The sequence below is a fragment of the Enterobacter sp. DN genome (assembly GCF_046054285.1).
Lineage (GTDB): Bacteria > Pseudomonadota > Gammaproteobacteria > Enterobacterales > Enterobacteriaceae > Enterobacter > Enterobacter hormaechei_C.
The window spans coordinates 189,512-215,958 of sequence record NZ_JBJJTG010000004.1; the positions used below are offsets into that span (position 1 = coordinate 189,512).

Sequence of the window (26,447 nt, forward strand, 5' to 3'; positions counted from 1 at the left end):
ACAGTCACTATGGCTACGTAAGAGACTGTTTATGCTGACTTTCATCTTAACACATTAAATATCATTATCATTTAGCAATATGATAACCATATGAAGTATAGCGAGCTGGAGCGGAGGCGATGAAGGAACGAAACGCTGTTTTTATGCACCGACAAGCTCAATACGGTTGCCGTCCGGGTCCGCAATCACCGCTTCATAGAAACCGTCCCCGGTCATACGCGGGGCGCTGAGCAGGGAGCCGCTTGCCTGCGCCTGCGCTGCCATACTGTCCACCTGCGCTTTGCTGCCGACGTTGATGGCGATATGCGCCCAGCCGATAAATTCCGGGTGCGAAGGTGCACTGGGCAGGCCCGGCAGCGTCATCAGCTCGATGGTCGGCCCGTCATCCAGGGTAATAAAGTGAGATTTAAACCCCGGACGATTTTTGCTGACGTAGCGGTCATTACTGCGGCCGCCAAACACCGTTTCCCAGAACTGAACCTGCGCGTCCAGGCTGCGGGTCCAGAGTGCGACATGTGCAATATTCATAAGATCCCTCGTTATTTGTCTGTGAGGACTTTCACCGGTAAAACAGGCTACACTCTGGTTTTGAGCGCGACAAGCTGAGGAAACAACAATGCACTACACACTGAAAGAAAGCGACAAGGAAAAAGCGGAAGGAACAAACGGCGCGGGCGCTCTACAGCAAAAACTGCTGGAATCCCGTTCGATTGTCATCTCCGGAGAGATTAACCAGGAGCTGGCCCAGAAGGTCATCACTCAGATGATCCTGCTGCAAAGCGTCAGCAACGATCCGATCAAGCTGTACATCAACAGTCAGGGCGGCCACGTAGAAGCGGGCGACACCATCCACGACTTCATTAAGTTTATCCGTCCGGAAGTGCATGTGATCGGCACCGGCTGGGTGGCGAGCGCCGGGATCACCATCTTCCTGGCGGCGAAAAAAGAGCACCGCTACGCTCTGCCGAATACCCGCTTTATGATCCACCAGCCGCTGGGCGGCGTGCGCGGTCAGGCAACGGATATCGAAATCGAAGCGCGCGAGATCATCCGCATGCTGGAGCGCGTGAACAAGCTGATTGCTGACGCCACCGGCCAGCCGCTGGAGAAAGTGAAGAAAGACACCGACCGTAACTTCTGGATGTCACCGGCGGAAGCGCTGGACTACGGCATCGTGGGTAAACTGATTACCCATTATGACGAGCTGAACCTGGATTAAGTTTAAGCCCGCGTGTGCGTCGGGTGACGGCTTCGCCTTACCCGACCTACGCGCGCTCGATTGACCCATGACAAGTTCCCCCCTCGCTGTCTCTTCTATAATCGCGCCTGTCTCCCCTCTCACTGGTGCTATCCATGGCGTATCAACTGAACCTGAACTGGCCGGAATTTCTTGAAAAATACTGGCAAAAACAACCCGTTGTGCTGAAAAATGCCTTCCCGAATTTTGTCGACCCCATTACCCCTGATGAACTGGCGGGTCTGGCGATGGAGCCGGAAGTTGATAGCCGCCTGGTAAGCCATGCTAACGGCAAGTGGCAGGCGAGCAATGGCCCGTTTGAGCATTTCGATAACCTCGGTGAAACCGGCTGGTCCCTGCTGGCGCAGGCGGTGAACCACTGGCATATGCCCGCAGCAGAGCTGGTGCGTCCGTTCCGCGTCCTGCCGGACTGGCGTCTTGATGACCTGATGATCTCCTTCTCCGTCCCGGGTGGCGGCGTTGGGCCGCATATCGATCAGTACGATGTGTTTATTATCCAGGGGATGGGCAGCCGCCGCTGGCGCGTGGGGGACAAGCTGCCGATGCGTCAGTTCTGTCCGCATCCGGCCCTGCTGCATGTCGATCCGTTTGAGCCGATCATCGACGAAGATCTGGCCCCGGGCGATATCCTCTACATTCCGCCTGGATTCCCGCATGACGGCTTCACCCATGAAACCGCGCTCAACTACTCTGTCGGTTTCCGCGGGCCGAACGGTCGCGATCTGATCAGCAGCTTTGCCGACTACGCGCTGGAGAACGATCTGGGCGGCGAACATTACAGCGATCCGGATCTGACCTGCCGCGAACACCCTGGCCGCGTGGAGCAGTACGAGCTCGATCGCATTCGCCAGATGATGATCGACATGATTAGCAAGCCAGATGATTTTACGAAATGGTTTGGCAGCTTCGTCTCCACGCCGCGTCACGAGCTGGATATTGCCGCCGCCGAGCCGCCGTATTCCGCAGAAGAGGTGCTCGACGCGCTGCAAGGGGGCGAAACGCTCTCCCGCCTGAGCGGGCTGCGCGTGCTGAACATCAACGGCAGCGTCTTTATCAACAGCGAACAGCTGGAAACGGCGGATGTGAACGGGGCGGACGCGCTGTGCCGCTTCACCGAGCTCGGCCAGGCTGAGCTGGGCGATGCGCTGAATAATCCGGCGTTTGTGGAAGAGCTGACCGGTTTGATTAACCAGGGCTACTGGTTCTTCGACGAGTAACAGCAGGCGGCGTTTAGTCAGGCTAAACGCCGCCAGGTTCAGACCAGCATATTACAGGCCTTCCAGTAGTTAAGAAGCCGCTCATCGTCGCGCTCTTTCTCCGCTTTGATTTTCATCGCCCGGGCAAGATTTTCTCGCGATACTTCATGGCCTTTTTGCACGATGTCTAAAACCGCTTCACCAAGAGCCAGTGAAATTTCTGCCCGATTATTGCGAATCGTCATAAATACCTCCTCGTTGGTTGCGATAATTTAATTATGAACGGGAAATAATCAGTCGGTAATAATTCATCTCATTCTTATTTTTTCATTTCGGCGTTAAGTAGACTTAATATTCGGTTCTGTCAATGATGTTTCAAAATGCTAATAAGACGTTTAAGCCTGAATTTATGCGCTACAGTTAATTTCGTGCAACAGGCAAATAACCGAAACAGGAGAATAATTATGGTAGATAAAAGCGCAATTAAGGATCACACTCAGGTTGTCGCCAGCTGCGGAACGCACGTCGGGGTTGTGGACCATCTTGATGGTGAGCGTATCAAGCTTGCGAAGAGCGATCCGGAATCGGGCGGCAAGCACCACTTTATTCCTCTCGGCTGGGTTGATAAGGTCGAAGATAATAAAGTTGTCCTGACCAAAAACCATAAAGAGGTTTTTGCTGAGTGGCAGGAAGCATAAATATATTTCTCGCAAGGAAATATATGCCTTCGCTCCGGCTTCGTCCGGAGCGTAATAGTGTCTGCGCCCGGTGATTGCTGCCATTACAAATGGATGGTACTGTTTTGCCTGTCCTTTCCCCGATGCAGGCCCCAAATGATGCTCCAGAGTGAAAATAGATCAGCGAAACGCATATTTTTTGTTGAAGATTTTCAGGTATTCGGCGAGCGCTACGGCATCGACTACCGTTTCCCCCAGTTAAAAGAGGCGCAGGTCAGCGGTAGCCCCGTGTTGCAGGGGAATGTTGAAGAGATGATGCTCTCGTCCGGCATTTCGCTGACCCACTCCGACGTACGTGTATTACAGCCCTATGAAACCACCTCTCGCCACAGCAGCCCGCTCTATATGCTGGTGGTGCTGGAAGGGTGCGTGACGCTCACGCTCAATGGTATCAATTATCCCGTCCGCCCGGGCATGGCGTTCAGCTCACGTCTGAGTGAAGATCAGGTGATGAGCGCGCGTCACGATGCCGACAGCACGCTGAAAACGCTCTCGTTTGGCGTCTACCCGCACGATGCCGGACGTGAAGCCCTGCTTGAGTCATTGCTTCTGGAATGGCAAAGCCTGAATGCACCCGCGTTTGTCTGGCAGGTTCCCGAGTTTGTGATGTCAGGTATTCTGCATGCGCAGCGGCAGGGGGGAAGCGTGCTCTCACGCAAGCTGTTGCTGGAGGGGCTGATGTATCAGCTGCTCGGCCATGGCCTCAACCAGCGCCAGCAGCCTTGCCCAGGCCGCCCTGAGCATGCGCGTCTTGAACGCGTGCGGAGCCTGCTGGAACAGTCTCCTGAACGGGATCATACTCTCGCGCAGCTGGCAGCCCTTGCCGCAATGAGCCCAAGCAGCCTGCGCAGCAAGTTCCGTCAGCGCTACGGCTGCACGCTCTTCGATTACCTTCGCGACTGTCGCCTTGCGCTGGCGCGCCGCTATCTGCTGGAAGGCCACAGCGTGCAGCAGGCGGCTTGGATGTGCGGGTATCAGCATGCCACCAACTTTGCCACCGCGTTTCGTCGTCATTACGGGATTTCACCGGGGGACGTGCGCAAACTCCGCTAACGTAATTTCTCCTGTCGCGCGAATGCATTCCGTGTGGTTTAGCATCGCGCATACGTAACCTGGCGGCACGCATAGCCGTTTGCACTCTCAAAAAGGTAATAATTCTTATTAACAATAAGAAATATCTCTGGAGAGGGTTATGTTTGTTAAATCGCGTCTGGCACTGCTGGTGGGATGGGTTACCGGTAGCGTTGCTTTTCCTTTACTGGCGCAGGATGCCCAAAAAACTGACACCGTGGTGGTGACCTCGCAGATGCAGTCTGCGGCCACCAAGCTTGAAACACCGGATATTGAAACCCCGCAGTCGGTCTCTATCGTCACTCGCGAGCAGTTCGAAGAGCAGGGCGCAACCAGCGTGCGTCAGGCCGTGAGCTACACGCCGGGGGTCTACAGCAACCAGATCGGGGCGTCAAACCGCTTTGACTACATGGTGCTGCGCGGCTTCTCGGACGGCAGCCTGGACAACGTCTACCTCGACGGCCTGAAGATGATGGGCGACACCAACTCCCACAGCTCGCTGGTGGTTGACCCGTGGTTCCTGGACAGTATCGAAGTCGTGCGCGGTCCGGCCTCCGTGCTCTATGGCCGCTCATCGCCGGGCGGGATTGTGGCGCTCACCTCCCGTAAGCCATCGTTCGATCCTGGCGGGGAGATCAAGCTCTTCGCCGGTAACAATAACCAGCGTGGGGCGATGTTCGACGTCACTGGCCCGGTTGATGATAACGACCGCGTGGCGGTGCGCCTCAGCGGGATGACCCGCTATGCCGATTCCCAGTTCGATCCGCTGAAGGAAGAGCGTTACGCCCTGATGCCGAGCCTGACCTGGCGTATCACCGACAACACCCGTCTGGATCTAATGGCCTACCTGCACCGCGATCCGGAAGGCGGCAGCCACTCCGGCCTGCCATATGAGGGCACCGTTGTACCGCACAGCGGTAAGAAAATCTCCAACACCTTCTTCGAGGGCGAGGACGATTACGACAAGTACGATCGTCGGGAAAACATGGTCGGCTATAACATCGAGCACCTGTTTGACAGCGGCTGGTCCGTGCGCCAGAAGCTGCGCTACCTGCACACCAAAGTCGAGCTGAACCAGGTGTATGCCGCAGGCTGGCTGAATGACACCGAGCTGAACCGCGGCTATTCCGGCTCCGACGAGAAGATGAACGCCATCACCCTGGATAACCAGGTCGACGGCAGCTTCGATACCGGGGCGGTAAACCACCGCGTGCTGATCGGCATGGACTACCAGGACCGCACCAACAACGTCACTGGCTACTACGGCGGCTTCCCGCCGATTGACGCTTTCCATCCTGTTTACGGCGCGAAGCCGGACTACATCACCCAGTACAGCAGGGAAAAACACAAGCTGCGCCAGACCGGCTACTACCTACAGGATCAGATGTCCATTGACCGCTGGCGCCTCACGCTGGGCGGGCGTTACGACCAGGTGAGCGTGTCGAACGTCGACAACTTCAACCACACCCGCAGCGATCTGGATAAAAATAACTTCAGCAGCCGCGCGGCGCTGCTGTATCTGTTTGATAACGGCGTCGCGCCGTACGTCAGCTACTCTACCGCCTTTACGCCGACCAGCTTTGCCGACGAGCAGGGCAACATTTTGGATCCGATGAAGGGCAAGCAGTGGGAAGCGGGTGTGAAGTATGAGCCGGAGGGGATGAACAGCCAGTTCAGCGCCTCGGTGTTCCGCATTAACCAGAAGAACATTGCCACTAAAGAGGAGCCGACCGATCCGTACCGTTCCATCGGTGAAATCGAATCCGAAGGCGTTGAACTGGAGGCGATTGGTCAGCTGACCGACAGCCTGCGTATGCAGGCCGCGTACACCTACACGGATATTCGCTACAAGAAGAGCAGCCCGGAAGAGGAGGGCAAGCGCGCCGTTTATGCCCCGCGTAACATGGCCAGCGCCTGGCTGAGTTACGACGTCAAAACCGGCCCTCTGGATGGCCTGACCGTCGGCTCCGGCGTGCGCTATGTCAACGGGATCGCCAGCGATCGCCAGAACACCCATACGCTTCCGTCGTACACGCTGGTGGATATGACCGTGGGGTATGACCTGTCGAAAGTGGGGCTCACGGGCGTGAGCGCGCAGTTGAACGTCAATAACCTGACGGACAGAAGCTACGTCGCGGCGTGTAACTCGCTCTCTTACTGCTACTTCGGTGCAGAACGCAGCATTGTGGGCAGCGTTTCGTGGAAGTTCTGAGTCGTTGACCATTGCCCGGTGGCGGTTTCCACCCTCTCCCTTTGGGAGAGGGTTGGGGTGAGGGCAACAGGCCGCACTACTCCTCCATCGCAATCACAATTGCCTCGCCCATCTTCCTCAGCGCTTCGCGGTTCTTCTCCGTCGGCGGCAACGCCACGTTGATCCGCAGGCAGTTGCGGTACTTCCCGGAGGCAGAAAACAGAGACCCGGCCGCAGCCTGGATCTTCAGACGGCACAGCTGCTTGCTGACGCACACCATATCGACCGTCTCCGGCAGCTCAACCCACAGCAGGAAGCTTCCTTGCGGGCGGGTGACGCATATCTCTGCCGGAAAATACTGCCGCACCCAGCAGGTATAGGTTTCCATATTCTGCTGATAAATCTGACGCATACGGCGCACGTGGCGATGGTAATGGCCGTCGCGAATAAACGCCGCCACCGCCATCTGCGTGCCCGGCACGTTAAACCCGCCCGCGGCGTACTTCATGTGCATCACCCGGTCGTAATAGCGCCCCGGCACGATCCAGCCGACGCGCAGGCCCGGCGCCACGGTTTTGGTAAACGAGCTGCATAAGAGCACGCGGCCATCTATGTCCATAGAATGAATGGTGCGCGGACGCGGGTACTCCGCCGCCAGCTCGCCGTAAATGTCATCCTCAACAATCACGATATCGTGCCGCTGTGCCAGGGCTAAGACCTGCTTCTTGCGAGACTCCGGCATGATAAACCCGAGCGGGTTATTGCAGTTCGGCACCAGGATCACCGCCTTGATCGGCCATTGCTCCAGCGCCAGCTCTAACGCCTCGATGCTGATCCCGGTCTCGGGATCGGTGGGAATTTCAATGGCCTTGATGTTAAAGCCGCGCAGCATCTGCATGGTGCCGTGAAACGATGGTGACTCGACTGCCACGATGTCACCCGGCTTGCACACCGAGAGCAGAGCGATCGACAGCGCGCCGTGGCAGCCGTTGGTGATGACAATCTCGTTTGCCGCCACGGTGGAGCCGCCATCCAGCATCAGACGGGCGATTTGCTCGCGTAGCTCCAGGCGCCCGTCGAGCACGTCATAGCTCAGCATTTCGCCCGGATTATGCTGCGCAATGCGGCTCATCTCACGCCACAGCGGCTTCAGGCTCGGTTGGTTAATGTCCGGTGAGCCGCCGCCAAAGGAGATCATCTCTTTGTCGGCGCGGGCGTCCAGCAGCATCATCACTTCGTCCCACTGGGTGACGTCCACGGGGCGCTGTACCGGGCGCGTCATCGCCGGGACGGGCGGCTGGGCTTTGCGTTTCGAGACAAAATAGCCGGAGCGCGGCTGAGGCGTAATCAGCTGGCGGTTTTCGAGGATCTGGTAGGCCTGCTGTATGGTGCTGATGCTCACGCCGTGCTCCTGGCTCAGCGTGCGTACCGACGGCAGACGTTCACCGCTGCGATACAGCCCTTGTTCGATACGTTCCGCCAGGAGGTTGGCCAGATGTTGATAGCGCGTCATGCTGTATCCTTTTTTTTCACCATACAGAGCATTAAACCAGTACAGATTGATGGGTAAACCACCATGCAGATACCGTTTTAGCGGATCTGTATGGTAAACAAAAGCGGTTTTTGAATCTGTATTGTACTGGCCGTTTTCCATGATGATAACTCCACTGGCACAGCGAGGAGAGCATCATGGAATTCTACGAGAATCGTTCAAAACGTCCGTTTATCGCGTTTGTCTGGATAGCGAAAACGCTGCGTAACTGGTATCGCATCAACCGTACCCGCCGTATTCTGAGCCAGATGAGCGACGAGCAGCTCAAGGACGTCGGGTTATCGCGATATGATGTGTGAGCATAGGGTTGCCCGGTGGCGCTACGCTTACCGGGCCTACAGGAGACCGTAGGCCGGGTAAGGCGCAGCCGCCACCCGGCGGTTTTCAGCTCAACAGCGCAAGCGTCTGCCGTTTCGGCCTTTCCAGCAGCTCAACCGCCTCCTGATATGACCGCACGTTGTTATAGCCCATCACCAGCCCGTAGCGTTTGCCCGACCCGCGATACCACGCCGAAAGCGCATTGACCTGCAATTGCTGTTCCTGCCAGCAGCGGGCGATCTCCCGGTCAGCGCTTCCCTTTGCGAGGAACGCGACAATATGCATTCCACCGTCGTTTTGCTCGGTGAAGAACAGATCGCCATAGACCTCACGCAGGGCGGCAATCATCCAGTCGCGGCGGGTTTGATAGAGCGCGCGCATCTTCTTGAGATGCCGAAAAAAATGCCCCTCGTTGAGAAAGGCAGTGAGGATCTTTTGTGTCAGCACCGGCTGGCCGCTGGTGAGGATGTCCGCGCTGTCGGTAAACGCGCCGACGGTGCTGGCGGGCATCACCACGTAGCCCATGCGCAGTGAAGGCATGATGGTTTTGCTGAAGGTGCCCATAAAGATCACCCTGTCATGCTGGTCGAGGCTTTTCAACGACGGCAGCACTTTGCGGGTGTAGTGAAATTCGCCGTCATAGTCATCTTCGATAATCCACGCCTCGTTTTGTGACGCCCAGTCGAGCAGCTGCTGCTTGCGCGGCAGGGAGAGCGTCACCGCCAGCGGGCTCTGGTGCGACGGGGTAACGATGGCGAAGCGGGCATCGTGGTGATTACGCAGCAGGTAGTCCGTATCCATCCCTGCGCGATCGACCGGCACGGTGTGCAGGCGGGGCACAATGCGCTTGAGCAACTGCTGGCCCATAAAGTAGCCCGGATCCTCAAATACCACCTTATCGCTGCGGCTGGCGAGCGTGTCGAGGATCAGGCGCAGGCTGCCGCTGTAGCCGCTGGTGATCAGCACCTGTTCTGCGGTGCAGGACAACCCGCGCGAGATATTGAGATAGCGGGCAATTGCCTCGCGCAGCGGATACCAGCCCAGCACCGGCGGGTTGAGCATTTCATCCTGACGCATGGCGCGCGTCGCCTGGCCTGCCAGCAGCAGCCATTTTTTATAGGGGAAGCTGTTGAGCGCGGGAATGCCGGGGCGCAGAAAACCGGCCCGTTCGCGCTGGCTAATCAACGACGCCGGCAGCGTGCCGGTCGCTTGTTCTGCCGGGGCGTTTTGCGCGGGCAGCAGAAGATCCGGATTCACCCGCGTGCCGCGCGCGCCCTGGCTTACCAGATATCCTTCCCCCGTCAGAATGGCATAGGCTGTTTCAACGGTTTTTCGCGCGACCTTAAGCTCTTCAGCCAGCACGCGGATGGCAGGCACTTTGTCGCCGGGCTTCAGTACGCCGCGCGTGATGTTATCGCGATAGCGGGTATAAATGTCGTGATAGCCTGGCTTCATGTCCTACCTCATTTCAGGTTTTTTGTGTCTTTTTACTATGTCATTAACGGCGTAGATTTGCCTCATCGCATGATAAAAACCGCACAAAAAAGAGGAAAGACAATGAGCACCCGCGTAAACCACCACAAAGCCACACCTGCACTCGCCAACGCGCTTTCCGCCCTGAGCATGGAAGTGGCGAAAACCTCCATTGATCCGGCGCTGAAGCACCTGATCGACATTCGCGTCTCGCAGCTGAACGGCTGTACCTTCTGCCTGGATATGCATTCGAAAGAGGCCAAAATTGCCGGCGAGCGCGAGCTGCGCCTGTACCATCTGGCGGCATGGCGCGATTCGCCGCTGTTCAGCGCCCGCGAGAAAGCCGCGCTGGCCTTCACCGAAGCGCTGACCCAGATTGGCGTTCACGGCGTGAGCGACGCGCTGTACCGCAGCGTGGCGGAGCACTTCTCGGACGTGGAGATTTCAGAGCTGAACTTCGCCATCGTAGCGATCAACGCCTGGAACCGCCTGGGCATTACCTCCCGCATGGAGCCGGGCTCGCTGGATGCGGCATATGGGCTGAACAAGGCTAACCTGGAGTAATCCCGCGCTCGCGGATTATCGCCACCAGCGCCCGTAAGCCTGGCGGGACGTGACGATGGCGAGTGGGGGATTCGGGCGTTTATGGAGCCGAGGTCGATTGTGGGTTAAACCCTGCCCGGTGGCGCTACGCTTACCGGGCCTACAAAACACCGTAGGCCGGATAAGCGCAGCGCCATCCGGCAAACACTTCGCTCCATACCGAAGCATTGTATCTCTCCATTCTGCATTCTCTCCCCAACATCACAACGGAGAGACCTTCATGATCGCAGTCCTTTTCGAAGCCAAAGCTGCACCGGCGCATCAGGCGCGCTATCTTCAACTTGCCGCAGAGCTTAAGCCTGTGCTGGCCGATATCGACGGCTTTATTGATATCGAACGGTTCCAGAGCCTGACGACCGACGGCAAAATCCTGTCCCTTTCCTGGTGGCGGGATGAAGAGGCCGTCCGCCGCTGGAAGCAGAACGTCTTTCATCAGGCGGCGCAGGCCGAAGGACGGGAGTCGATTTTTTCTTTCTACCGTATTCGCGTGGCGCAGCTGATGCGGGAGTACAGCTCCGAAACGGGAGGGCACGCGGATGTATGACGTTCATGTGATTTTCGACAACAGGCCCGGCGAGCAGGGTGAAATTGCGGCGGCGCTGGAACAGGCCATTGCCGCTGTAGCGGCTACAATGGCCGATCCGTCGCGCGTGAAGATGCTCTGTGCTCTGATGGACGGGCGGGCGTGGACGGCTACAGAGCTGAGCGTGGCGGCAGACGTTGCGCCGTCGACCGCCAGTGGGCATCTCGCGCGGCTGGTGGAGGGAAAGTTGATTACCTGCCTGTCTCAGGGGCGGCATCGCTACTATCGCCTGGCGGGACACGACGTGGCGGCGCTTGTCGAGCAGATGATGGGGCTCTCCTGGAGCCGCATCACGCCGCCGGAAACCTCCGCGCCAAAAGCCCTGCGCGAAGCACGAACCTGCTACGACCATCTTGCCGGAACGGTGGCGGTGCATATCTATGAATTCATGCAGGCGGAAGGCTGGCTTGAGGCAGACGGTTCAGCGCTCACGCTACATGGCCGCGAGCAGTTTCTGAAGCTTGGTATTCCGTTAAATCCCAATACCCGTCGCAAGGCGTGCTGCGCCTGCCTGGACTGGAGCGAGCGGCGGTTTCATCTGGGGGGAGAGGCCGGCGCGGCGCTGCTCATCCACATGGGAAGCAAAGGTTGGATCCAGCGGGTGGCGGGGTATAGGGAGGTGGTGGTGACGGCTTCGGGGAAAAGTGCCGTCAGGAAGCATTTTAGCCGCTAAACGCCGTTGCGGGCTGATGCCCTCACCCCGACCCTCTCCCACAGGGAGAGGGAGAACATCGTTTCGCAATTCCTGCGCTTTAACTTCTCGTTTCTTGATACTTACCCTGATAACTATTATCGTAATGGCGTACTACGAGAGGATTCCCCATGAGTGAAGAAGATCTGTTTAGCCGCAGGCCGATGGGCATGCGGATGGCGATGATCGTGCGTCAGTGGCGCGCAGTCATCGACGACGCCATTCTCGACACCGGGTTAACCCAGTCGAGCTGGACGGTGATGATGCAGCTTCATCAACTCGGGGATAACGTCTCGGTCAGCGAGCTGGCGGAAGTGCAGGGGATTGAACTGCCTCCGCTAATGCGTACGCTGACACAGCTGGAAAAGCAGGGCTACCTGCTGCGCACCGTCTCGCCGTATGACAAGCGTATCCGGCTGCTGACGCTGACGCCTGAGGGAAAAGCCATTCTTGAAAGGCTCTCTCAGGTGATTGAGACGTATCAGGCGCGCGTATCGCAAAACATCGCGCCGGAACATCTCGATATTTTCAGCGCCACACTCAATCAAATCGCCTGCAATTTGCGGACAATCCGCGAAGAAGATAATAAGACCGAAAAATAATGACTCCTGAACAAAAGTTTGCCCGCTGGGTAAGGGTGAGTATTGCCTCTTTCCTGCTGATGTTTGTCTACTTTATCGTCGCGGATATCTGGATCCCGCTGACGCCGGACTCCACCGTGATGCGCGTGGTGACCCCGGTGTCTGCCCGCGTCTCCGGGTATGTGGCGGCGGTACATGTCCACAACAATAGCCAGGTTAAGAGAGGCGATCTGCTGTTTGAGCTCGACGCCACGCCGTTTCGCAATAAGGTCGAAGCGGCGCAGATTGCGCTGGAACAGGCGCGTCTGTCTAACGATCAGCTGGACGCGCAGATTGCCGCGGCGCAGGCCAGCCTGAAAACCGCGGTGCTGACGGCGCGTAATGACAAAGTTACCTTCGACCGCTACCAGAAACTGAGTACCTTGCAGAGCGTGTCGCAGGCGGATCTGGATAAGGTCCGTACCACCTGGCAGAGCAGCGAGCAGTCCGTCAGCTCGATTCAGGCGAATATTCATAACCTGCGCATTCAGCGCGGCGAGCGGGATGAGCACCGCAACGTGACGCTGCAAAAATACCGTAACGCGCTGGATGAAGCGGAGCTGAATCTTGGCTGGACGAAGGTCTACGCCGAGGCGGACGGCACGGTCAGTAACCTGCAATTAAGCCCCGGTTTTTACGCCTCGTCCGGTTCGGCTGCGCTGGCGCTGGTGAACACCCGGATCGATATCGTGGCGGATTTCCGCGAGAAGAGCCTGCGGCATACCCACCAGGGGACCGACGCCGCCGTGGTGTTCGACGCCTTCCCGGGGCAAGTTTTCCGTGCCCACGTCACCAGCAGCGACGCGGGGATCCTCGCCGGACAGGAGGCCGTAAACGGTCAACTTTCTGAACCGGAAACCTCCAACCGCTGGGTGCGTGATGCCCAGCGTATGCGCATTCACGTGGCGCTGGACGAAGCCTTACCGAAGTCGCTGCCGACCGGCGCGCGCGCCACCGTGCAGCTCTACAATAGCGAAGGGCCGTTTGCGCGATTCTTCTCCGGGATGCAAATCCATCTGGTGAGCCTGCTTCACTATGTCTATTAGCACCCTGGCGCGGGTATTTACCCCGCACGGCAACATCGTCTATACGGCAAACGACTTTCGCCAGACCCTGCGTATCGTCTTTGCCGGGATGATTGCGCTCAGTATTTCGAGTTTCTACAACACCAGCTACGGCGTGTTTTTTGTGGTCTATCCGATCATGCTGCTCTCGCTGGTGCCGGTGTTTAACCGCCACGTGGCGAAGCAGTTTATCTTCAGCGCCTCGCTGAACTGCATCGAAATGGTGTTTATCATCGGCTATCTGTCCCAGTGGCCGGTCATTATGACGCTGGTGGTGTTTGCCCTGTACGTGATGCGTTTTCGCTTTATGAGTAAGGGGCCGCTGTTCCTGTTCGGCTCGATGGGCGTGGTTTGCCAGAGCGTGATGCTCAACTTTATGAGCTACCCCACCACCAACTGGCACACGCTTTTATTCTCTAACATCGAAGCGAGCGTAATGGCGGTGTGTCTGAGCGCGCTGATGAACTACCTGCTGCCGGACGTGGAGCCGCGTAAGCCGCCGCCGCTGATCGAGAAAGATGACGCCCGCGTGCGCCACGAGTCTCTGCTCTCGGGCACCGTGGCGACGCTGATTTTCGTGGTGTTCCAGATGAGCGACTTAAGCGATTCGCTTTCGGCGCTGATGGCGGGCATTCTGATCCTGTTCCCGATGCACTATCGCGGCTCGGTTATCAGCTCCATCTGGCGCGTAGTCGGCGTGGTGCTGGGGTGTCTCTATATCCTTGTCGTCCAGCTTATCCTCTACGATCACAGCAGCCATATGCTGCTGATGATGCCGCTGATTGGCCTTGGACTGGCGTTTGGCGCGCGTCTGCACGTAATGGAGAAGGTCGGCGCCGGGGTAGGCTTCGCCAGTATCACCACCATCGGCATTATGTTCGGGCAGAACATGCACCCGGACAGCGACCTGGTGTTCAGCGATCTGTACCGCATCACCTCCGTCACCTTCGCGCTGGTGATCACGCTGACGATGGTCTTTCTGGTGCACCTGATCCTGAACCGCTTCGAGGCGACGCGCTACGTTATCGCGCCGCCAAAAGCGGATTAATGCCCCAGCACGGCGGGCAGTTGCGAGAGCAGAAACAGGATCAGGCCAATTGTTCCGCCCACAAGGGTACCGTTAACGCGAATGAACTGAAGATCTTTACCGATATTGAGTTCTATCTGGCGTGACATGTCTTTGGCATCCCAGCTTTTCACCGTGTCGCTGATATGGCGCGTCAGGAACGCGGCGAAATCCGGCGCCACGCGGTGCGCGGCCTGCTCCAGATGCTCATTCAGCGACGCCCGCAGGCTGGCGTCGTTGGTCAGCGTTTCGCCAAACCACAGCCCGGCGTTGGCGATACGCTGCTTCACGCGGGAATCATCGCTCTGCATGTCATTTTTCAGCCACTGGCGCAGGTCAGCCCACATTTCCCCCAGATAGCGGTTAAAGGCTTCGTCATTCTTCAGGTAGTGTTTGATATTCTCGGCTTTCGCCGTCATCTCCGGATCGTTTTTCAGATTGTCGATGAACTTGATCGTGGCGCGGTCAAACGCCTGACGGATCTGGTGCGTGCGGTCGTGGCTGATATCGTCCAGCAGCGTGTTCACCGCGTTCGACACCATCTCCGCGCTTTGATCGCCCAGCCACTCGGTGGGCAGCACCATCGCCTTGCGCGGATGCTCGGTCTTAAGCCAGTGGACGATCTGGTCGGCAATAAATTCCCGCGTGCTTTCCCGCTGAATCAGGGTAATCAGGCGGTTGATGATGGCGTCCAGCAGCACCTGGTGACGGTTGTTTTTGGTCATGCTTTCCAGCATGACGGCGCTGGTCTCGGTTAGATCGACCTTGTCGATAGCCTTGTGGACGGCGCGTTTGAGCAGGCGCTGAATGCGTCCATCGTCGGTAAGTTCCAGAAAACCGCTCATCACCTGCACCAGATGCTGCCCCACGCGCCGGGCGTTATCGGGCTGGCTGAACCAGGTCCCAATCATCTGTGCGGGCTCGTAGCGACGGATAAGATCGACAAGGGATTGCGTATCGAGAAACTTTTCCTGCACGAACTGGCCGAGATTGTCGCCGATGCGGTCTTTATTGCGCGGGATAATCGCCGTATGGCGCGAGATAAAGGGAATTGGCACCCGGCGGAACAGCGCGACAACGGCAAACCAGTCCGCCAGCGCGCCGACCATCGCCGCTTCGGCAATGGCCTTTACGCCGCGCACCCAGAAGGTTTGCGGCAGGAACAGGGTGGTGATAAACGCTGCGACGGCAATCAGCAGCAGCGACAGCGCGAGAAGCTTGGCGCGTTTGAGTTCGGTATGTTTTTCCATGGGTTAAGGATAGAGGGATACGGGGGAAAAGTGCAAAGCTGCACGAGGCCAGTCATCTCACTTTCTGGAATGCTCCTTCAGAAATCAAATCAAAACATTATCTTTTTTGTTCAAATACTGCTCTGTTTGTATATGCTTTTTTGTATATACAATCAGGGAAGGGTACACTATGCCTATAGAGTATGAGTGGGATAGCAATAAGGCGAAAAGCAATCTGCAAAAACACGCCATTCGTTTTGAAGATGCAGTTCTGGTTTTTGACGATCCCTGCCATTTGTCTGTTCAGGATCGTTATGAAAACGGGGAGTTTCGCTGGCAAACCATTGGTCTTGTACAGGGCGTTATTGTCATTCTGGTCGCGCACACGGTACGTTTTGAAAGCGGGGATGAAATCATACGTATCATCAGTGCGCGTAAAGCGGATCGTAAAGAGAGGAGGCGTTATGAGCATCGTTAAACATAAACGCGGTAGTGCACCGGAAGTGAGTGCCCGCCGGGAGGCTGAACTCAAAGCGCTGGCGGATAAACCCGACAGGGAAATTGATTACAGCGATATACCGGCCACGGAGGATGATCGCTGGGCCGGTGCCGTGCGGGGAAAATTCTATCGACCGCTCAAAACTCAGGCATCAGTACGCATTGACGCCGACGTGATGGAGTGGCTTAAACGGCCAGGGAAAGGTTACCAGACGCGGCTTAATGCCATTTTGCGCGAGGCGATGCTGCGCGATCAGAACAAAAAATAACACAGGCAGCGTCAGGCTGCCTTTTCTCTCAGAGGATATTTGCCACTACCCGCCACAGCACCCACCCACCAAACCCCATCAACACCACCCCTGCCGTGCGCTCTATCAGCCAGAGCGAACGGCTGAGCTTTCGCTGAACCGCCGGTAACCCCATCAGCGATATCAGCGCCAGATCCCATACCAGCACCACCATCACCATCCAGACGCCGCAGGTCGCCTGCTGAAGCAGCGTGACGTCCGGCCCGAGTAACGCTGTCATTAGCGCCAGGTAGAACAACGCGTTTTTGGGATTTAACAGCGCCGAACCCAGCCCCAGCAGGATTTGCTTCCGCAGAGAAGGGCAGCGCTGGCGGGTTTCTTCCAGCGCCAGCGGCTGCGGGCGGCTGCGCACAAGATGCGAGCCAATCCACAGCAGGTACAGCGCGCCGGACAGTTCGATAAGCGTAAACAGCCACCCAAACTGGCGCAGCGCGCTCCAGCCGATAATCACCAGTAAGATATACAACCCGTTACCTGCTGCGATGCCGAGACACAATCCGGCGCTGCCGCGCAGCCGGTAGCGGGCGGTGTAGCCTACCAGCAGGAAGAAATCCGGGCCCGGGCTTAACAGGGCAACAAAATGCGCCAGCGCCAGGGCAAGAAAGGCGGAGGGAAATAACAGTTCCATAGCGACCTCAGTGACAAATCTGAGGTCACCTTACGACGTTACGTATCCTGATTATTGTCTGATATTGATCGGCCCGTGGCGTACTGGCGCGGCGTGGCAGCGGTATAATTCACGAAGGTCTTATGAAAATGACTCTGGTCGGCAAACCCGCTCTGGTAGCCCACGTCGGCGATATCATCCCCCGCGCGCAGCCGCGCTTTGGCGTACTCCACGCGCGAAATGTTGAGGAAACTGCCCGGCGTCAGGCCGGTATCCTGCCTGAAAGTGCGGATCAGCGTCTCCTTGCGCAGTGAGAATCGTTGGGCGAGTTCGTCAAGGGAAGGCGGTGCGGCAAGGTCGGAGAGTAACGCCTGCTGAACCTGCTGGCTGGTTGAGCGAGGTGCATTCATCTCACCCGCGCAACGGGGAAGGGCAGAAAGCAGGGTCTCCACGGATGCGGAGGACATCGTCCCGACAACGGCAAGAAAGTGCTTAAAGAGCGTGGGATCGCGAATAACCTGTAGCGCCAGGGGAAGATCGGTGTCGATATAGAGCATATGGTAACTGCGCGGCTTCCCGACAACGGGGTTGCAGCTGTGCGGGGCATAAGCCGGGATCACGATAAGATCACCGGGATCAAGAACGTACGCGTTGCCGTGACTTACGCAGCAGGTCTGGCCTTCCACAATCGCGCCGATGGAGAGCTGTGGATGGCAATGACGTTTGTATGCCCGGGTGCTCTGCCACGTACTGCGCAGCTCAAGGCCTGCTGCGCGGTTAAAGGTCTGGCGGATGTGGCGGGTATCGGTCATAGGAACTCCATTGATGAGCATTTTTTATACCATGTCTGCGCATCGCCTGGCAGCGTCTTGTTAAGAACCCTCCGTATATACCCAACTTTACCTTCAAAGCCAGTCAGATTGACTACCCTTAATACCCTAAGCGGTAAAACAAGGAGATTCGATATGGCTTACCAGACAGTAAATCCTGCCACGAACCAGCTCATCAAAGAATATCCCTCTCACACTGACGCAGACGTTGAAGCGGCGCTGAAGGCAGCCGATGCGCTCTATCACTCCGACTGGGCGAAAGGCGACATAAGCCAGCGCCTGCCGGTGCTGCATAAGCTGGCGGACCTGATCGACGAACGCGTGGAGGATCTGGCGAAAATCGCCAGTCAGGAGATGGGCAAGCTCATCGAACAAAGCCGTGGCGAAGTGAAGCTGTGCGCGCAAATCGCCCGCTACTATGCGGACAACGCGAAGCAGTTCCTGGCCCCGATGAAGTATGACTCTGAACTCGGGGAAGCATGGGTTGAACATCACCCCATCGGCGTGCTGATGGCCGTCGAGCCATGGAACTTCCCGTACTATCAGCTGATGCGCGTTCTGGCGCCAAACCTGGCAGCGGGCAACCCGGTGATCGCCAAGCACGCCAGCATCGTGCCGCACTGTGCAGAGACCTTTGCACAGCTGGTACGTGAAGCGGGCGCGCCGGAAGGGGCGTGGACCAACCTGTTTATCTCGTCCGAACAGGTGGCGAACATCATCGCCGACGATCGCGTACAGGGGGCGGCGCTGACCGGTTCAGAAAAAGCGGGTAGCGTGGTTGCGGCACAGGCTGCGAAGCACCTCAAAAAATCGACCCTGGAACTGGGCGGGAACGACGTGTTCGTGGTGCTGGACGATGCCGACCTGGATAAAGCCGTGAAGATCGGCGTTAACGCGCGGCTGAACAATGCCGGGCAGGTCTGTACCGCGGCGAAGCGCTTTATCCTGCATGAAAAGATTGCAGACGCCTTCCTGCGCAAATTCACCGAGGCGTTTAAGCAGGTGAAAATTGGCGATCCGCTGGACGAAAGCACCACGCTGGGGCCTTTGTCGTCCAAAGACGCGCTGGAGACGCTAACTAAACAGGTTAACGAGGCGGTGAAAAATGGCGCGAAGCTGCACCATGGCGGCAAGCCGGTTCAGCGTGACGGAAGCTTCTTTGAGCCGACCATCCTGACGCATATCTCGCGTGATAACCCGGCGTACTTCGAGGAGTTCTTCGGTCCGGTAGCGCAGGTTTACGTGGTGAAAAGCGACGACGAAGCGGTCGCACTGGCTAACGATTCCCACTACGGTCTGGGCGGCGCGGTGTTCAGCCAGAACATTGAGCGCGCGAAGAAAATGGCGTCGCGCATTGAGACCGGGATGGTGTACATCAACTGGCTCACCGACACTGCGGCAGAGCTGCCGTTCGGCGGCGTAAAACGTTCGGGTTACGGACGAGAGCTGTCGGACCTGGGGATCAAAGAGTTTGTGAACCAGAAGCTGGTGGTCGTTCGCAAGTAATGCGTTAATAAAAAAACCTGCCATCCGGCAGGTTTTTTATTAACGGTCGCATCGCCTTTCTTGCCGGGTGGCGCTGCGCTTACCCGGCCTACAATCAATGTGCAATAATTTTAATACATTGCACCCTTCATTGTAGGCCCGTGCAAGCGTAGCGCCGCCGGGCGAAACGCGCAAACAGGCTTAGAAGGACACTCCACCGCCTACATATGCACCATCGATCAGCGTGTGGTTTGGACGACCGTCTTTACCGTCTACGCTCACGTGGCGATAGCCCACTTTCAGCGTGACAGGTTTGACTGGCGTCCAGCTTACGCCGCCGTTAGCTTCAACATAGTTCTTCACGCTGTTGTTCAGGCCGTCTGGCGCCACATAACCTTCACCAAACACGTGAATGCTGTCCGTAAGCGCAACGTTAACGCCGCCGCCAATCGGGAATGCCACGCCGTTATCGCCTTTTTTCGGGCCGATGTAGATGGCTTTCGCGCCAGCGTTCAGCATCACCGGACCCACTTCCAGGTTGTAGCCTGCCCCAACGCCGCCGGTCTGGGTACCGTCATCGGTGTTTTTCAGCCAGTTGCTCTCCGCATACAGGCCGGATGAGGATTTCCCCATTTCCAGATTGAGGTTAGTAAAGTTTTTACCCTGCTCAATGCTGCCACCCATGGCCAGTGCGGAGCCCGATACCGCGGTCAGAGCAGAAAGGATCAGGATGTTAAGTTTTTTCATGAGTGTTTCCTCGTCATTAAATTAATCTGAGGGCACCTTAACAAGCGATGTTTATGACTGCAAATGTGATATGTCTCGCATTTATATGCTGTTTGTGTTGAGTTTTTGAATGGTAAATGTTGATGAATTGTTTATATGGCAAATCGTCAATGTCCAATACATTCGCGTTTAGGGACAGTTTACATTCCTGGCTAAACGTAAAATGAACGAGGTGCAAATAGTCCTTCGCCATGAATTAATTGGGTTTCTAATAATTTCCAAAAGTATTTCAGCTGACACAGATAAAGACAGAGGTTTACATTTCTGGTGATTGATATACGTCCGTACGCGCCGCTTCGTTGCCATTACATGTCATTTTTCTGACACGTTTCTTCATTACGTTGTTGGCTTCACTTACTGGATGCTAACAATATGAAAAGAAAAATTATTCCTGTGCTAATCGGTTGTGCGCTCTCTTTCTCTGGCCTGGCGGCACAGCCAACCGCGGAGCGCTACGTCGTCAGCTTTCCCGAAGGCGCGCATGTCAAATACAGCGGTGCGTTTGCCAGCGCATTCCCGAACGGGCTCCCGGTGGGGATTGGTTCGGGTTTGTTATTCACGGGCAAGCAGGGCGATGCGCTGACGTTTGCGACCGTGACCGATCGCGGTCCTAACGCGGATTCGCCAAAAATGGGGAAAAGCGATGCCAAAATCTTTGCTACCCCGGATTTCGCCCCGCTGCTGATGACGATCCGTGTGCTAAACGGCAAAGCGGAGGCCGTGGACGCGCGACCGCTGCATGATGATAAAGGCGAGATCAACGGCCTGCCGCTGCAAAGCGGCGTGATTGGATCTACCAATGAAGTCGCGCTAAGCGACACCTTAAAAGTGCTGAAAGGCGATAACCGCGGGCTGGATACGGAAGGCATCACGCCGGACGGGAAGGGCGGTTACTGGCTGTGCGATGAGTATGGCCCGTTCCTGATTAACGTCGACAGTAAAGGGAAAATCCTCGCGATCCACGGTCCGCAGGCGACGGAAGGGGAGAAATCCATCGCGGGCGGTCTGCCAAACGTTATCAAATGGCGTCAGGCAAACCGGGGCTTTGAAGGACTGACCCGCATGCCGGACGGACGCATTATCGCCGCCGTGCAAAGCACGCTGGATATCGACGGGAAGAGCAAAAAACAGGCGCTGTTTACGCGTCTGGTGAGCTTCGATCCGGCGACCGGGAAAACCGCGATGTACGGCTACCCTGTCGACAGCGCGGCCTACAGCAAAAACAGCGACGCCAAAATCGGCGACATCGTGGCGCTGGATAACCACACCATCCTGCTGATTGAACAGGGCGAGGATAAAAATGACGCAATGCGTAACCTCATCTACAGGGTTGATCTGAGCAAGGCGAGCGATCTGGCGGCCTTCGACAAGCCGGGCGAATACCCGGAGTTTGATGATGAGAAAACGCTGGCGCAGCGTGGCATCACGCTTGCGGAAAAAACGCAGGTGGTCGATCTGCGTGCGCTGGGCTGGCAGCAGGAAAAGGCCGAAGGGCTGGCGCTGATTGACAGCAAAACGCTGGCAGTGGCGAACGATAATGACTTTGGCGTGAAGGTGGCGATGCAGAAGCCAGTCGAAGGCAAGAAGCTCAAGGATTATCGGGTGAACGCGCAGGGGGCGCTGACGCTGGATGACAAACCGGTTGAAACCACCCTCAGCGTGAAGCCGTTGAAGAAACCGGAGTCCGACAGCGAGCTGTGGATTGTGACGCTGCCGGAGGCGTTGAAATAAGTTTCCCCCTCACCCTAACCCTCTCCCCGCGGGGGAGAGGGGATAATCGGTGCGGTTATTTCTTCAGCCCCGCAAACGCTGCCCGAATTTCCTCTTCCGGCAGCTGTATTCCAATAAACACCATCACGCTGTGCGGCACTTCATCGTCCCACGGGCGATCCCAGTCGGCGCTGTACAGGCGCTGCACGCCCTGGAACAGCAGGCGGTTCGGCTCGCCGTCGATCCACAGCATCCCTTTATAGCGCAGCAGCTTGTCGGCAAATGACAGTAGCAGGTTCTCCATCACGCGGGAGACCTCGCTGATGTCAACCGGGTAGTCCAGCTCAACCACAATCGACGTCACGTCGTTTTGCTTGTCGGACATAAAGTGGAAGCGCGGTTTCGCGGTGACGTTCTCTTCCAGCATAAAGCCGTTGGTGTTGAACAGCTGAGCGAGATCGATATCGCCATGCGTCACCGTGTAAATGGGCGCACGCGAGTTGATGCGCGTCAGGCGCTCGCGCAGTTTTTCACTTTCACCCGCCACGTCGGTTTTGGTCAGCAGGATGCGGTCGGCGTAGCCAACCTGGGACTGGGCGATGGTGAACTGGTTCATCTGCTCGTCGGCGTGTACCGCATCCACCAGAGCGATGACGCCGTCCAGCAGATAGCGCTGGCAAATGATCTCATGGGAGAAAAAGGTCTGAATAATCGGGCCGGGGTCGGCCATGCCGGTGCACTCGATCACCAGTCGGTCGAAGTCGATGTCACCGCGATCGCGGCTGTCGAGCAGGTCCAGCAGGGCGTCTTCTAATTCGTTAGAGCGGGTGCAGCAGATGCAGCCGTTGGTCAGGGTTTTGATCTGGGTGGCGCGGTCGCCAATCAGCTGATCGTCAACGGAGACTTCGCCAAATTCGTTTTCGATGACGGCGATTTTGAAGCCGTGCTGCTCGTTCAGAATGTGGCGCAGCAGGGTGGTTTTACCGGCGCCGAGGAAACCGGTCAGCAGGGTAACGGCAATCGGGGTCATGGTTTCTCCTTTAGCAGCAGCGGACGCCGCCTTCTCCACTTCCGCCGTAGCGCGCTTCCTGACGCTCGCGGAAGAATTCAGTGTAGGTCATGTACGGCTTATCCGGATGGTTGGTCTTCATATGCTCAACGTAGTTGTCATAATCCGGAATGCCAATCAGCATTTTCGCCGCCTGACCGAGGTATTTTTTTGCTTCGCCTAAGTTACCAAACATTGAGGGTTCCAGATAGAAGAAGCCCGGTGGCGCTACGCTTACCGGGCCTACAGTAACATGCTTAATTAATGGTGTGAGGAGGTCTTCACGCCGCCTTCCGGCACCGGTACGTACGGGGTCTCTTTGTCCGTACGGCCCTCAACGTTACGCACTTTCATCCAGGTTTTGATGCCGTAGAAGATAATGCTGTACACCACCACCAGGAACAGAATGCTCAGACCCGCGTTGGTGTAGTTGTTCACCACGATATGGTTCATGTTGGCAATCTGCTGCGCGGTCAGATCCGCGCCGCCTGCGGCAATCTTCTCTTTGTACTGGTTAGCCATGAAGAAGAAGCCTTCCAGCTGCGGGTTGGTGCTGAACAGTTTCAGACCCAGCGCCCAGGTAGTGCAGAGCAGCAGCCACAGCGCAGGCACCACGGTGACCCAGATGTATTTGGTGCGTTTCATCTTCACGAGGACAACGGTACCCAGCACCAGGGCCACAGCCGCCAGCATCTGGTTAGAGATGCCGAACAGCGGCCACAGGCTCTTCACGCCGCCCAGCGGGTCAACAACGCCCTGATACAGCAGATAACCCCACATGCCTACGCAGCCCGCAGTGCCCAGAACGCCGGCCACCAGAGAGTCGGTTTTCTTCAGGAATGGCACGAAGTTACCCAGCAGATCCTGCAACATGAAGCGGCCTGCACGCGTACCGGCATCCAGCGCGGTGAGGATGAACAGCGCTTCAAACAGAATACCGAAGTGGTACCAGAAGCCCATGTCCGCCCACGGCAGCACTTTGTGGAACACGTGTGCGATACCCACCGCCAGCGTTGGCGCGCCACCTGCGCGGTTCAGCACGGACGGTTCGCCGATGTCTTTCGCGGTCTGCATGATCTGCTCAGGCGAAATCACGAAGCCCCAGGAGCTGACGGTCGCCGCCGCGTGCGCGCTGGCGTCTTTCAGCTGCGCCAGGATCAGCGCGGTATTTTCGCCGCCCATCTCATGCAGGTTTGGCATGGTAATGCCGAGACCCGCCGGCGGGGTGTTCATCGCAAAGTACAGGCCAGGCTCGATAATCGACGCCGCAACCAGCGCCATGATCGCCACGAAGGATTCCATCAGCATCGCGCCGTAACCGATGAAGCGCGCGTCGGTTTCGTTGGCCATCAGCTTCGGCGTGGTGCCGGAGGCGATCAGCGCGTGGAAGCCAGACACGGCACCGCAGGCAATGGTGATAAACAGGAACGGGAACAGGGCGCCTTTCCACAGCGGACCGGTACCGTCAATGTACTGCGTCACCGCCGGCATTTTCAGCTCCGGGTTGATGATCACAATACCAATGGCCAGCCCGACGATAACGCCGATTTTCAGGAAGGTTGCCAGGTAGTCACGCGGAGCCAGAATCAGCCACACCGGCAGCAGCGCTGAGATGAATGCGTAGCCGATCAGCGCGAAGGTGATGGTGGTGTCTTTAAAGGTCAGCGCCGGACCCCAGTACGGGTCGTGCGCAATCACGCCGCCGAAGTAGATGGAGGCGACCAGCAGCACGATACCGATGACAGACACCTCGCCAACGCGGCCAGGGCGCAGGAAGCGCATGTAGATGCCCATGAACAGCGCAATCGGTACGGTAGAGCAGACGGTGAAGACGCCCCACGGACTTTCGGCCAGCGCTTTCACCACGATCAGGGCCAGCACCGCCAGGATGATGATCATGATCAGGAAGCAGCCGAACAGGGCGATCGTGCCTGGCACGCGGCCCATCTCCTCTTTGATCATTTCGCCCAGCGACGAACCGTTACGGCGCGAGGAGATAAACAGCACCATAAAGTCCTGCACCGCTCCCGCCAGCACCACGCCCGCCAGCAGCCAGAGCGTACCCGGCAGGTAGCCCATCTGCGCGGCCAGCACCGGGCCGACCAGCGGGCCTGCACCGGCGATAGCGGCAAAGTGGTGACCAAACAGCACGTAACGGTTGGTTGGCACGTAGTTCAGGCCGTCGTTGTTAATAACCGCCGGGGTGGCGCGCGTCGGGTCGAGCTTCATAACCTTCTGCGCGATGTACAAGCTGTAGTAGCGATAAGCCACAAGGTAGACGGAAACAGACGCGACCACGATCCACAGGGCGCTGACGTGCTCGCCCCGGCGTAATGCGACAACCGCCAGACAGAAAGCACCGATGATCCCGAGGATGGCCCAGGGCACGTGCTTAAGTAGTTTTTTAGTATCCATAATAAGACCTGGTTTTTTATGTAAAGAAAAAAGGGTCAGGGTTCGTTGTGAGGAGGTATTGATTAATGCTGGAGCGATCGTGCCAGATCCTCGCGCGTGTAAAGCACGGTAAATGGGTGAGTGGTTGAAAGCGATGCGTGAGCGGTCAAAAGCGAGGGTGAGTGGTTAAGGCTCACCCCCGGTGGGAGAAAATATGTGATTGAGATCACTGAGAATAATCTAGCCCTGTGGACTTTTGTCGTTCGCTTCAGGGTAGTGTACGCAGCGGCAGGGCTGATACGCGGGCAGCAGCTGATAGCGCCCTTTGCCGTCGTGTTCAATAATCGGGGAAAGCGCCTGTAAATCGCGGTACACCGTGCGTTCGGTAATGCCAAATTTTTGCATCAGATCGCGGCGATTAACGCTTCCGTTGCGATGCAGGGCAATAATGATTTCAACCAGACGTTCAGCCGAGCGGCTTCGGGGTGAAGGGGCCATAAGACTTTCCAGCGTTAAGGGGGCGGCTGACGACGTTGCCAGCCGCCCCGGAAAATTTATCTTATGGATAGTTAACGGCGCACCTTTGCGGAAACCTTAGCGTTTTTTTGTGCAACGGGATCAAATCGCGGCTTCCATCTCCATCATCACCGGGTGGAAACGGCGTTTGAAGTAGATCAGGCCGTGCCCCTCGCTGCTGAGGATGATGTTCTTAATCTCCACAAGGTAGACCAGATGGGTGCCGATGGTTTGCACCTGGGTTATCTCACCTTCCAGGCTTGCCAGAGCGCCTTTCAGCACCGGCTGCGCCAGCGGTCCTTTCTGCCAGCAGGAGAGAGCAAAGCGCTCCTCCATTGCCATGCCGGTCATCCCGGCAAAGTGGCGGGCCATGATCTCCTGCTCGTGGTTCAGCACGTTGACGCACAGTTTGCCGTTGCCCTGGAAGACCGGGTTCATGGCGCTGTTGGCGTTGATGCAGACCATGACCGAGGGCGGGGTGTCCGTGACCGAACAGACGGCGGTGGCGGTAATGCCGCAGCGACCCGCATCGCCCTCGGTAGTGATCACATTCACCGCCGCCGACAGGCTGGCCATCGCGTCGCGAAAACGCAGGCGTTCTTCAGATTGCATT

28 protein-coding genes and 1 pseudogene are annotated in these 26,447 nt (G+C 57.2%); 16 read left to right on the plus strand and 13 right to left on the minus strand.

The annotated features are described in order from the left end of the window. Positions 1 to 141: 141 nt before the first annotated feature. A complete protein-coding gene (locus tag ACJTMZ_RS11765) occupies positions 142 to 528 on the minus strand; it encodes a VOC family protein (protein ID WP_015572565.1) in 387 nt (128 codons plus the stop codon). Between the two features lie 85 nt (positions 529 to 613). Here ACJTMZ_RS11765 and ACJTMZ_RS11770 point away from each other — a divergent pair. Both ACJTMZ_RS11770 and ACJTMZ_RS11775 read left to right on the plus strand, forming a co-directional pair. Beyond that, positions 614 to 1,219, plus strand: a pseudogene (locus ACJTMZ_RS11770) (ATP-dependent Clp protease proteolytic subunit); the annotation flags it as partial. Positions 1,220 to 1,353: 134 nt separating this feature from the next. Next, positions 1,354 to 2,475, plus strand: a complete 1,122-nt coding sequence (locus tag ACJTMZ_RS11775) for a cupin domain-containing protein (protein ID WP_015572567.1) — start codon at positions 1,354 to 1,356, stop codon at positions 2,473 to 2,475. Between the two features lie 38 nt (positions 2,476 to 2,513). Here the strand turns inward: ACJTMZ_RS11775 and ACJTMZ_RS11780 are convergent, their stop codons facing one another. After that, positions 2,514 to 2,699 (minus strand): hypothetical protein, encoded by a 186-nt coding sequence (locus tag ACJTMZ_RS11780; protein WP_015572568.1) that lies wholly within the window; start codon positions 2,697 to 2,699, stop codon positions 2,514 to 2,516. A gap of 219 nt (positions 2,700 to 2,918) precedes the next feature. On the opposite strand from ACJTMZ_RS11780, the gene ACJTMZ_RS11785 reads away from it, so the two are divergent. The 3 genes from ACJTMZ_RS11785 (at position 2,919) to foxA (ending at position 6,474) form a co-directional block, all read left to right on the plus strand. Continuing rightward, positions 2,919 to 3,152 carry a DUF2171 domain-containing protein gene (locus tag ACJTMZ_RS11785; protein ID WP_003863067.1) on the plus strand — a complete coding sequence of 78 codons (234 nt, stop codon included), beginning with the start codon at positions 2,919 to 2,921 and terminating at the stop codon, positions 3,150 to 3,152. A gap of 135 nt (positions 3,153 to 3,287) precedes the next feature. After that, entirely contained in the window at positions 3,288 to 4,244 is a 957-nt protein-coding gene (locus ACJTMZ_RS11790; protein WP_015572569.1) for an AraC family transcriptional regulator, read from the plus strand. A 121-nt stretch (positions 4,245 to 4,365) separates the two neighbouring features. Beyond that, the gene (gene foxA, locus ACJTMZ_RS11795) at positions 4,366 to 6,474 is read left to right on the plus strand and encodes a ferrioxamine B receptor FoxA (protein ID WP_103557149.1); all 2,109 of its coding nucleotides are present in this window, start codon (positions 4,366 to 4,368) and stop codon (positions 6,472 to 6,474) included. Between the two features lie 76 nt (positions 6,475 to 6,550). Here foxA and ACJTMZ_RS11800 read toward each other — a convergent pair whose 3' ends face one another. Beyond that, a complete protein-coding gene (locus ACJTMZ_RS11800) occupies positions 6,551 to 7,966 on the minus strand; it encodes a PLP-dependent aminotransferase family protein (protein WP_032668118.1) in 1,416 nt (471 codons plus the stop codon). A 176-nt stretch (positions 7,967 to 8,142) separates the two neighbouring features. On the opposite strand from ACJTMZ_RS11800, the gene ACJTMZ_RS11805 reads away from it, so the two are divergent. Next, positions 8,143 to 8,304, plus strand: coding sequence for a DUF1127 domain-containing protein (locus ACJTMZ_RS11805; protein ID WP_015572572.1), 162 nt, complete (start codon positions 8,143 to 8,145; stop codon positions 8,302 to 8,304). Between the two features lie 85 nt (positions 8,305 to 8,389). Here the strand turns inward: ACJTMZ_RS11805 and ACJTMZ_RS11810 are convergent, their stop codons facing one another. Then, complete coding sequence (locus ACJTMZ_RS11810; RefSeq protein ID WP_017383868.1) at positions 8,390 to 9,778, minus strand: PLP-dependent aminotransferase family protein; 1,389 nt, start codon at positions 9,776 to 9,778, stop codon at positions 8,390 to 8,392. A 102-nt stretch (positions 9,779 to 9,880) separates the two neighbouring features. Here ACJTMZ_RS11810 and ACJTMZ_RS11815 point away from each other — a divergent pair, with 102 nt between their 5' ends. The 6 genes from ACJTMZ_RS11815 (at position 9,881) to ACJTMZ_RS11840 (ending at position 14,405) form a co-directional block, all read left to right on the plus strand. Beyond that, on the plus strand, positions 9,881 to 10,360 hold the full coding sequence (locus ACJTMZ_RS11815) for a carboxymuconolactone decarboxylase family protein (protein WP_252010791.1): 480 nt from the start codon (positions 9,881 to 9,883) through the stop codon (positions 10,358 to 10,360). A gap of 259 nt (positions 10,361 to 10,619) precedes the next feature. Continuing rightward, a complete protein-coding gene (locus ACJTMZ_RS11820; protein WP_252010792.1) occupies positions 10,620 to 10,943 on the plus strand; it encodes an antibiotic biosynthesis monooxygenase in 324 nt (107 codons plus the stop codon). Then, on the plus strand, positions 10,936 to 11,655 hold the full coding sequence (locus ACJTMZ_RS11825) for an ArsR family transcriptional regulator (RefSeq protein WP_252010793.1): 720 nt from the start codon (positions 10,936 to 10,938) through the stop codon (positions 11,653 to 11,655). Before ACJTMZ_RS11820 ends, ACJTMZ_RS11825 begins: the two co-directional genes overlap by 8 nt. Before the next feature lie 149 nt (positions 11,656 to 11,804). Continuing rightward, positions 11,805 to 12,275: a MarR family winged helix-turn-helix transcriptional regulator gene (locus ACJTMZ_RS11830; protein WP_015572576.1), complete on the plus strand. Its 471-nt coding sequence runs from the start codon at positions 11,805 to 11,807 to the stop codon at positions 12,273 to 12,275. Next, the gene (locus tag ACJTMZ_RS11835) at positions 12,272 to 13,339 is read left to right on the plus strand and encodes an HlyD family secretion protein (protein WP_026080654.1); all 1,068 of its coding nucleotides are present in this window, start codon (positions 12,272 to 12,274) and stop codon (positions 13,337 to 13,339) included. Before ACJTMZ_RS11830 ends, ACJTMZ_RS11835 begins: the two co-directional genes overlap by 4 nt. Then, the gene (locus ACJTMZ_RS11840) at positions 13,329 to 14,405 is read left to right on the plus strand and encodes a DUF2955 domain-containing protein (protein WP_252010794.1); all 1,077 of its coding nucleotides are present in this window, start codon (positions 13,329 to 13,331) and stop codon (positions 14,403 to 14,405) included. The genes ACJTMZ_RS11835 and ACJTMZ_RS11840 overlap by 11 nt, the downstream gene beginning before the upstream one ends. On the opposite strand, the gene ACJTMZ_RS11845 is transcribed toward ACJTMZ_RS11840, so the two are convergent. Beyond that, complete coding sequence (locus ACJTMZ_RS11845; protein ID WP_015572579.1) at positions 14,402 to 15,673, minus strand: DUF445 domain-containing protein; 1,272 nt, start codon at positions 15,671 to 15,673, stop codon at positions 14,402 to 14,404. The genes ACJTMZ_RS11840 and ACJTMZ_RS11845 overlap by 4 nt on opposite strands. Positions 15,674 to 15,842: 169 nt before the next feature. Between ACJTMZ_RS11845 and ACJTMZ_RS11850 the strand changes: the two genes are divergently transcribed. After that, positions 15,843 to 16,130, plus strand: coding sequence for a BrnT family toxin (locus tag ACJTMZ_RS11850; protein WP_015572580.1), 288 nt, complete (start codon positions 15,843 to 15,845; stop codon positions 16,128 to 16,130). Beyond that, complete coding sequence (locus tag ACJTMZ_RS11855) at positions 16,117 to 16,419, plus strand: BrnA antitoxin family protein (protein ID WP_017694570.1); 303 nt, start codon at positions 16,117 to 16,119, stop codon at positions 16,417 to 16,419. The genes ACJTMZ_RS11850 and ACJTMZ_RS11855 overlap by 14 nt, the downstream gene beginning before the upstream one ends. A gap of 28 nt (positions 16,420 to 16,447) precedes the next feature. Here the strand turns inward: ACJTMZ_RS11855 and ACJTMZ_RS11860 are convergent, their stop codons facing one another. Together ACJTMZ_RS11860 and ACJTMZ_RS11865 are read right to left on the minus strand one after the other, a co-directional pair. Next, the gene (locus ACJTMZ_RS11860) at positions 16,448 to 17,086 is read right to left on the minus strand and encodes a LysE family translocator (protein ID WP_047364772.1); all 639 of its coding nucleotides are present in this window, start codon (positions 17,084 to 17,086) and stop codon (positions 16,448 to 16,450) included. Positions 17,087 to 17,124: 38 nt separating this feature from the next. Further along, positions 17,125 to 17,877, minus strand: coding sequence for an AraC family transcriptional regulator (locus ACJTMZ_RS11865; RefSeq protein ID WP_015572582.1), 753 nt, complete (start codon positions 17,875 to 17,877; stop codon positions 17,125 to 17,127). 153 nt (positions 17,878 to 18,030) lie between these two features. On the opposite strand from ACJTMZ_RS11865, the gene ACJTMZ_RS11870 reads away from it, so the two are divergent. Next, positions 18,031 to 19,401: an aldehyde dehydrogenase family protein gene (locus tag ACJTMZ_RS11870; RefSeq protein ID WP_252010795.1), complete on the plus strand. Its 1,371-nt coding sequence runs from the start codon at positions 18,031 to 18,033 to the stop codon at positions 19,399 to 19,401. 180 nt (positions 19,402 to 19,581) lie between these two features. Here ACJTMZ_RS11870 and ACJTMZ_RS11875 read toward each other — a convergent pair whose 3' ends face one another. Then, positions 19,582 to 20,127, minus strand: coding sequence for a YfaZ family outer membrane protein (locus ACJTMZ_RS11875; RefSeq protein WP_006810254.1), 546 nt, complete (start codon positions 20,125 to 20,127; stop codon positions 19,582 to 19,584). 411 nt (positions 20,128 to 20,538) lie between these two features. Between ACJTMZ_RS11875 and ACJTMZ_RS11880 the strand changes: the two genes are divergently transcribed. Further along, positions 20,539 to 21,897, plus strand: a complete 1,359-nt coding sequence (locus tag ACJTMZ_RS11880) for an esterase-like activity of phytase family protein (RefSeq protein WP_045339621.1) — start codon at positions 20,539 to 20,541, stop codon at positions 21,895 to 21,897. Positions 21,898 to 21,952: 55 nt separating this feature from the next. Here the strand turns inward: ACJTMZ_RS11880 and yjiA are convergent, their stop codons facing one another. From yjiA to ACJTMZ_RS11905, 5 genes are all read right to left on the minus strand, one after another. Next, positions 21,953 to 22,906: a GTPase gene (gene yjiA, locus ACJTMZ_RS11885; RefSeq protein ID WP_032652472.1), complete on the minus strand. Its 954-nt coding sequence runs from the start codon at positions 22,904 to 22,906 to the stop codon at positions 21,953 to 21,955. Between the two features lie 10 nt (positions 22,907 to 22,916). Further along, a complete protein-coding gene (locus ACJTMZ_RS11890) occupies positions 22,917 to 23,120 on the minus strand; it encodes a YbdD/YjiX family protein (RefSeq protein ID WP_003856610.1) in 204 nt (67 codons plus the stop codon). 65 nt (positions 23,121 to 23,185) lie between these two features. Continuing rightward, a complete protein-coding gene (locus ACJTMZ_RS11895) occupies positions 23,186 to 25,339 on the minus strand; it encodes a carbon starvation CstA family protein (RefSeq protein WP_045344435.1) in 2,154 nt (717 codons plus the stop codon). 219 nt (positions 25,340 to 25,558) lie between these two features. Next, positions 25,559 to 25,816 (minus strand): HTH domain-containing protein, encoded by a 258-nt coding sequence (locus ACJTMZ_RS11900; RefSeq protein WP_015572587.1) that lies wholly within the window; start codon positions 25,814 to 25,816, stop codon positions 25,559 to 25,561. Positions 25,817 to 25,936: 120 nt separating this feature from the next. Next, a complete protein-coding gene (locus ACJTMZ_RS11905) occupies positions 25,937 to 26,446 on the minus strand; it encodes a 4-hydroxyphenylacetate 3-monooxygenase reductase subunit (RefSeq protein WP_039271792.1) in 510 nt (169 codons plus the stop codon). Position 26,447 lies beyond the last annotated feature (1 nt).

Excerpts from the sequence above, each read along its gene's own strand:
- ACJTMZ_RS11865 (WP_015572582.1), bottom strand. The coding sequence starts at position 17,877 with ATGACCGATACCCGCCACATCCGCCAGACCTTTAACCGCGCAGCAGGC.
- ACJTMZ_RS11780 (WP_015572568.1), bottom strand. The coding sequence starts at position 2,699 with ATGACGATTCGCAATAATCGGGCAGAAATTTCACTGGCTCTTGGTGAA.
- ACJTMZ_RS11790 (WP_015572569.1), top strand. The coding sequence starts at position 3,288 with ATGATGCTCCAGAGTGAAAATAGATCAGCGAAACGCATATTTTTTGTT.
- ACJTMZ_RS11800 (WP_032668118.1), bottom strand. The coding sequence starts at position 7,966 with ATGACGCGCTATCAACATCTGGCCAACCTCCTGGCGGAACGTATCGAA.
- ACJTMZ_RS11765 (WP_015572565.1), bottom strand. The coding sequence starts at position 528 with ATGAATATTGCACATGTCGCACTCTGGACCCGCAGCCTGGACGCGCAG.
- ACJTMZ_RS11870 (WP_252010795.1), top strand. The coding sequence starts at position 18,031 with ATGGCTTACCAGACAGTAAATCCTGCCACGAACCAGCTCATCAAAGAA.
- ACJTMZ_RS11895 (WP_045344435.1), bottom strand. The coding sequence starts at position 25,339 with ATGGATACTAAAAAACTACTTAAGCACGTGCCCTGGGCCATCCTCGGG.
- ACJTMZ_RS11840 (WP_252010794.1), top strand. The coding sequence starts at position 13,329 with ATGTCTATTAGCACCCTGGCGCGGGTATTTACCCCGCACGGCAACATC.
- ACJTMZ_RS11820 (WP_252010792.1), top strand. The coding sequence starts at position 10,620 with ATGATCGCAGTCCTTTTCGAAGCCAAAGCTGCACCGGCGCATCAGGCG.
- ACJTMZ_RS11845 (WP_015572579.1), bottom strand. The coding sequence starts at position 15,673 with ATGGAAAAACATACCGAACTCAAACGCGCCAAGCTTCTCGCGCTGTCG.
- ACJTMZ_RS11825 (WP_252010793.1), top strand. The coding sequence starts at position 10,936 with ATGTATGACGTTCATGTGATTTTCGACAACAGGCCCGGCGAGCAGGGT.
- ACJTMZ_RS11815 (WP_252010791.1), top strand. The coding sequence starts at position 9,881 with ATGAGCACCCGCGTAAACCACCACAAAGCCACACCTGCACTCGCCAAC.
- ACJTMZ_RS11830 (WP_015572576.1), top strand. The coding sequence starts at position 11,805 with ATGAGTGAAGAAGATCTGTTTAGCCGCAGGCCGATGGGCATGCGGATG.
- yjiA (WP_032652472.1), bottom strand. The coding sequence starts at position 22,906 with ATGACCCCGATTGCCGTTACCCTGCTGACCGGTTTCCTCGGCGCCGGT.
- ACJTMZ_RS11805 (WP_015572572.1), top strand. The coding sequence starts at position 8,143 with ATGGAATTCTACGAGAATCGTTCAAAACGTCCGTTTATCGCGTTTGTC.
- ACJTMZ_RS11855 (WP_017694570.1), top strand. The coding sequence starts at position 16,117 with ATGAGCATCGTTAAACATAAACGCGGTAGTGCACCGGAAGTGAGTGCC.
- ACJTMZ_RS11905 (WP_039271792.1), bottom strand. The coding sequence starts at position 26,446 with ATGCAATCTGAAGAACGCCTGCGTTTTCGCGACGCGATGGCCAGCCTG.
- ACJTMZ_RS11810 (WP_017383868.1), bottom strand. The coding sequence starts at position 9,778 with ATGAAGCCAGGCTATCACGACATTTATACCCGCTATCGCGATAACATC.
- ACJTMZ_RS11890 (WP_003856610.1), bottom strand. The coding sequence starts at position 23,120 with ATGTTTGGTAACTTAGGCGAAGCAAAAAAATACCTCGGTCAGGCGGCG.
- ACJTMZ_RS11900 (WP_015572587.1), bottom strand. The coding sequence starts at position 25,816 with ATGGCCCCTTCACCCCGAAGCCGCTCGGCTGAACGTCTGGTTGAAATC.
- ACJTMZ_RS11860 (WP_047364772.1), bottom strand. The coding sequence starts at position 17,086 with ATGGAACTGTTATTTCCCTCCGCCTTTCTTGCCCTGGCGCTGGCGCAT.
- ACJTMZ_RS11875 (WP_006810254.1), bottom strand. The coding sequence starts at position 20,127 with ATGAAAAAACTTAACATCCTGATCCTTTCTGCTCTGACCGCGGTATCG.
- ACJTMZ_RS11880 (WP_045339621.1), top strand. The coding sequence starts at position 20,539 with ATGAAAAGAAAAATTATTCCTGTGCTAATCGGTTGTGCGCTCTCTTTC.
- ACJTMZ_RS11850 (WP_015572580.1), top strand. The coding sequence starts at position 15,843 with ATGCCTATAGAGTATGAGTGGGATAGCAATAAGGCGAAAAGCAATCTG.
- ACJTMZ_RS11785 (WP_003863067.1), top strand. The coding sequence starts at position 2,919 with ATGGTAGATAAAAGCGCAATTAAGGATCACACTCAGGTTGTCGCCAGC.
- ACJTMZ_RS11775 (WP_015572567.1), top strand. The coding sequence starts at position 1,354 with ATGGCGTATCAACTGAACCTGAACTGGCCGGAATTTCTTGAAAAATAC.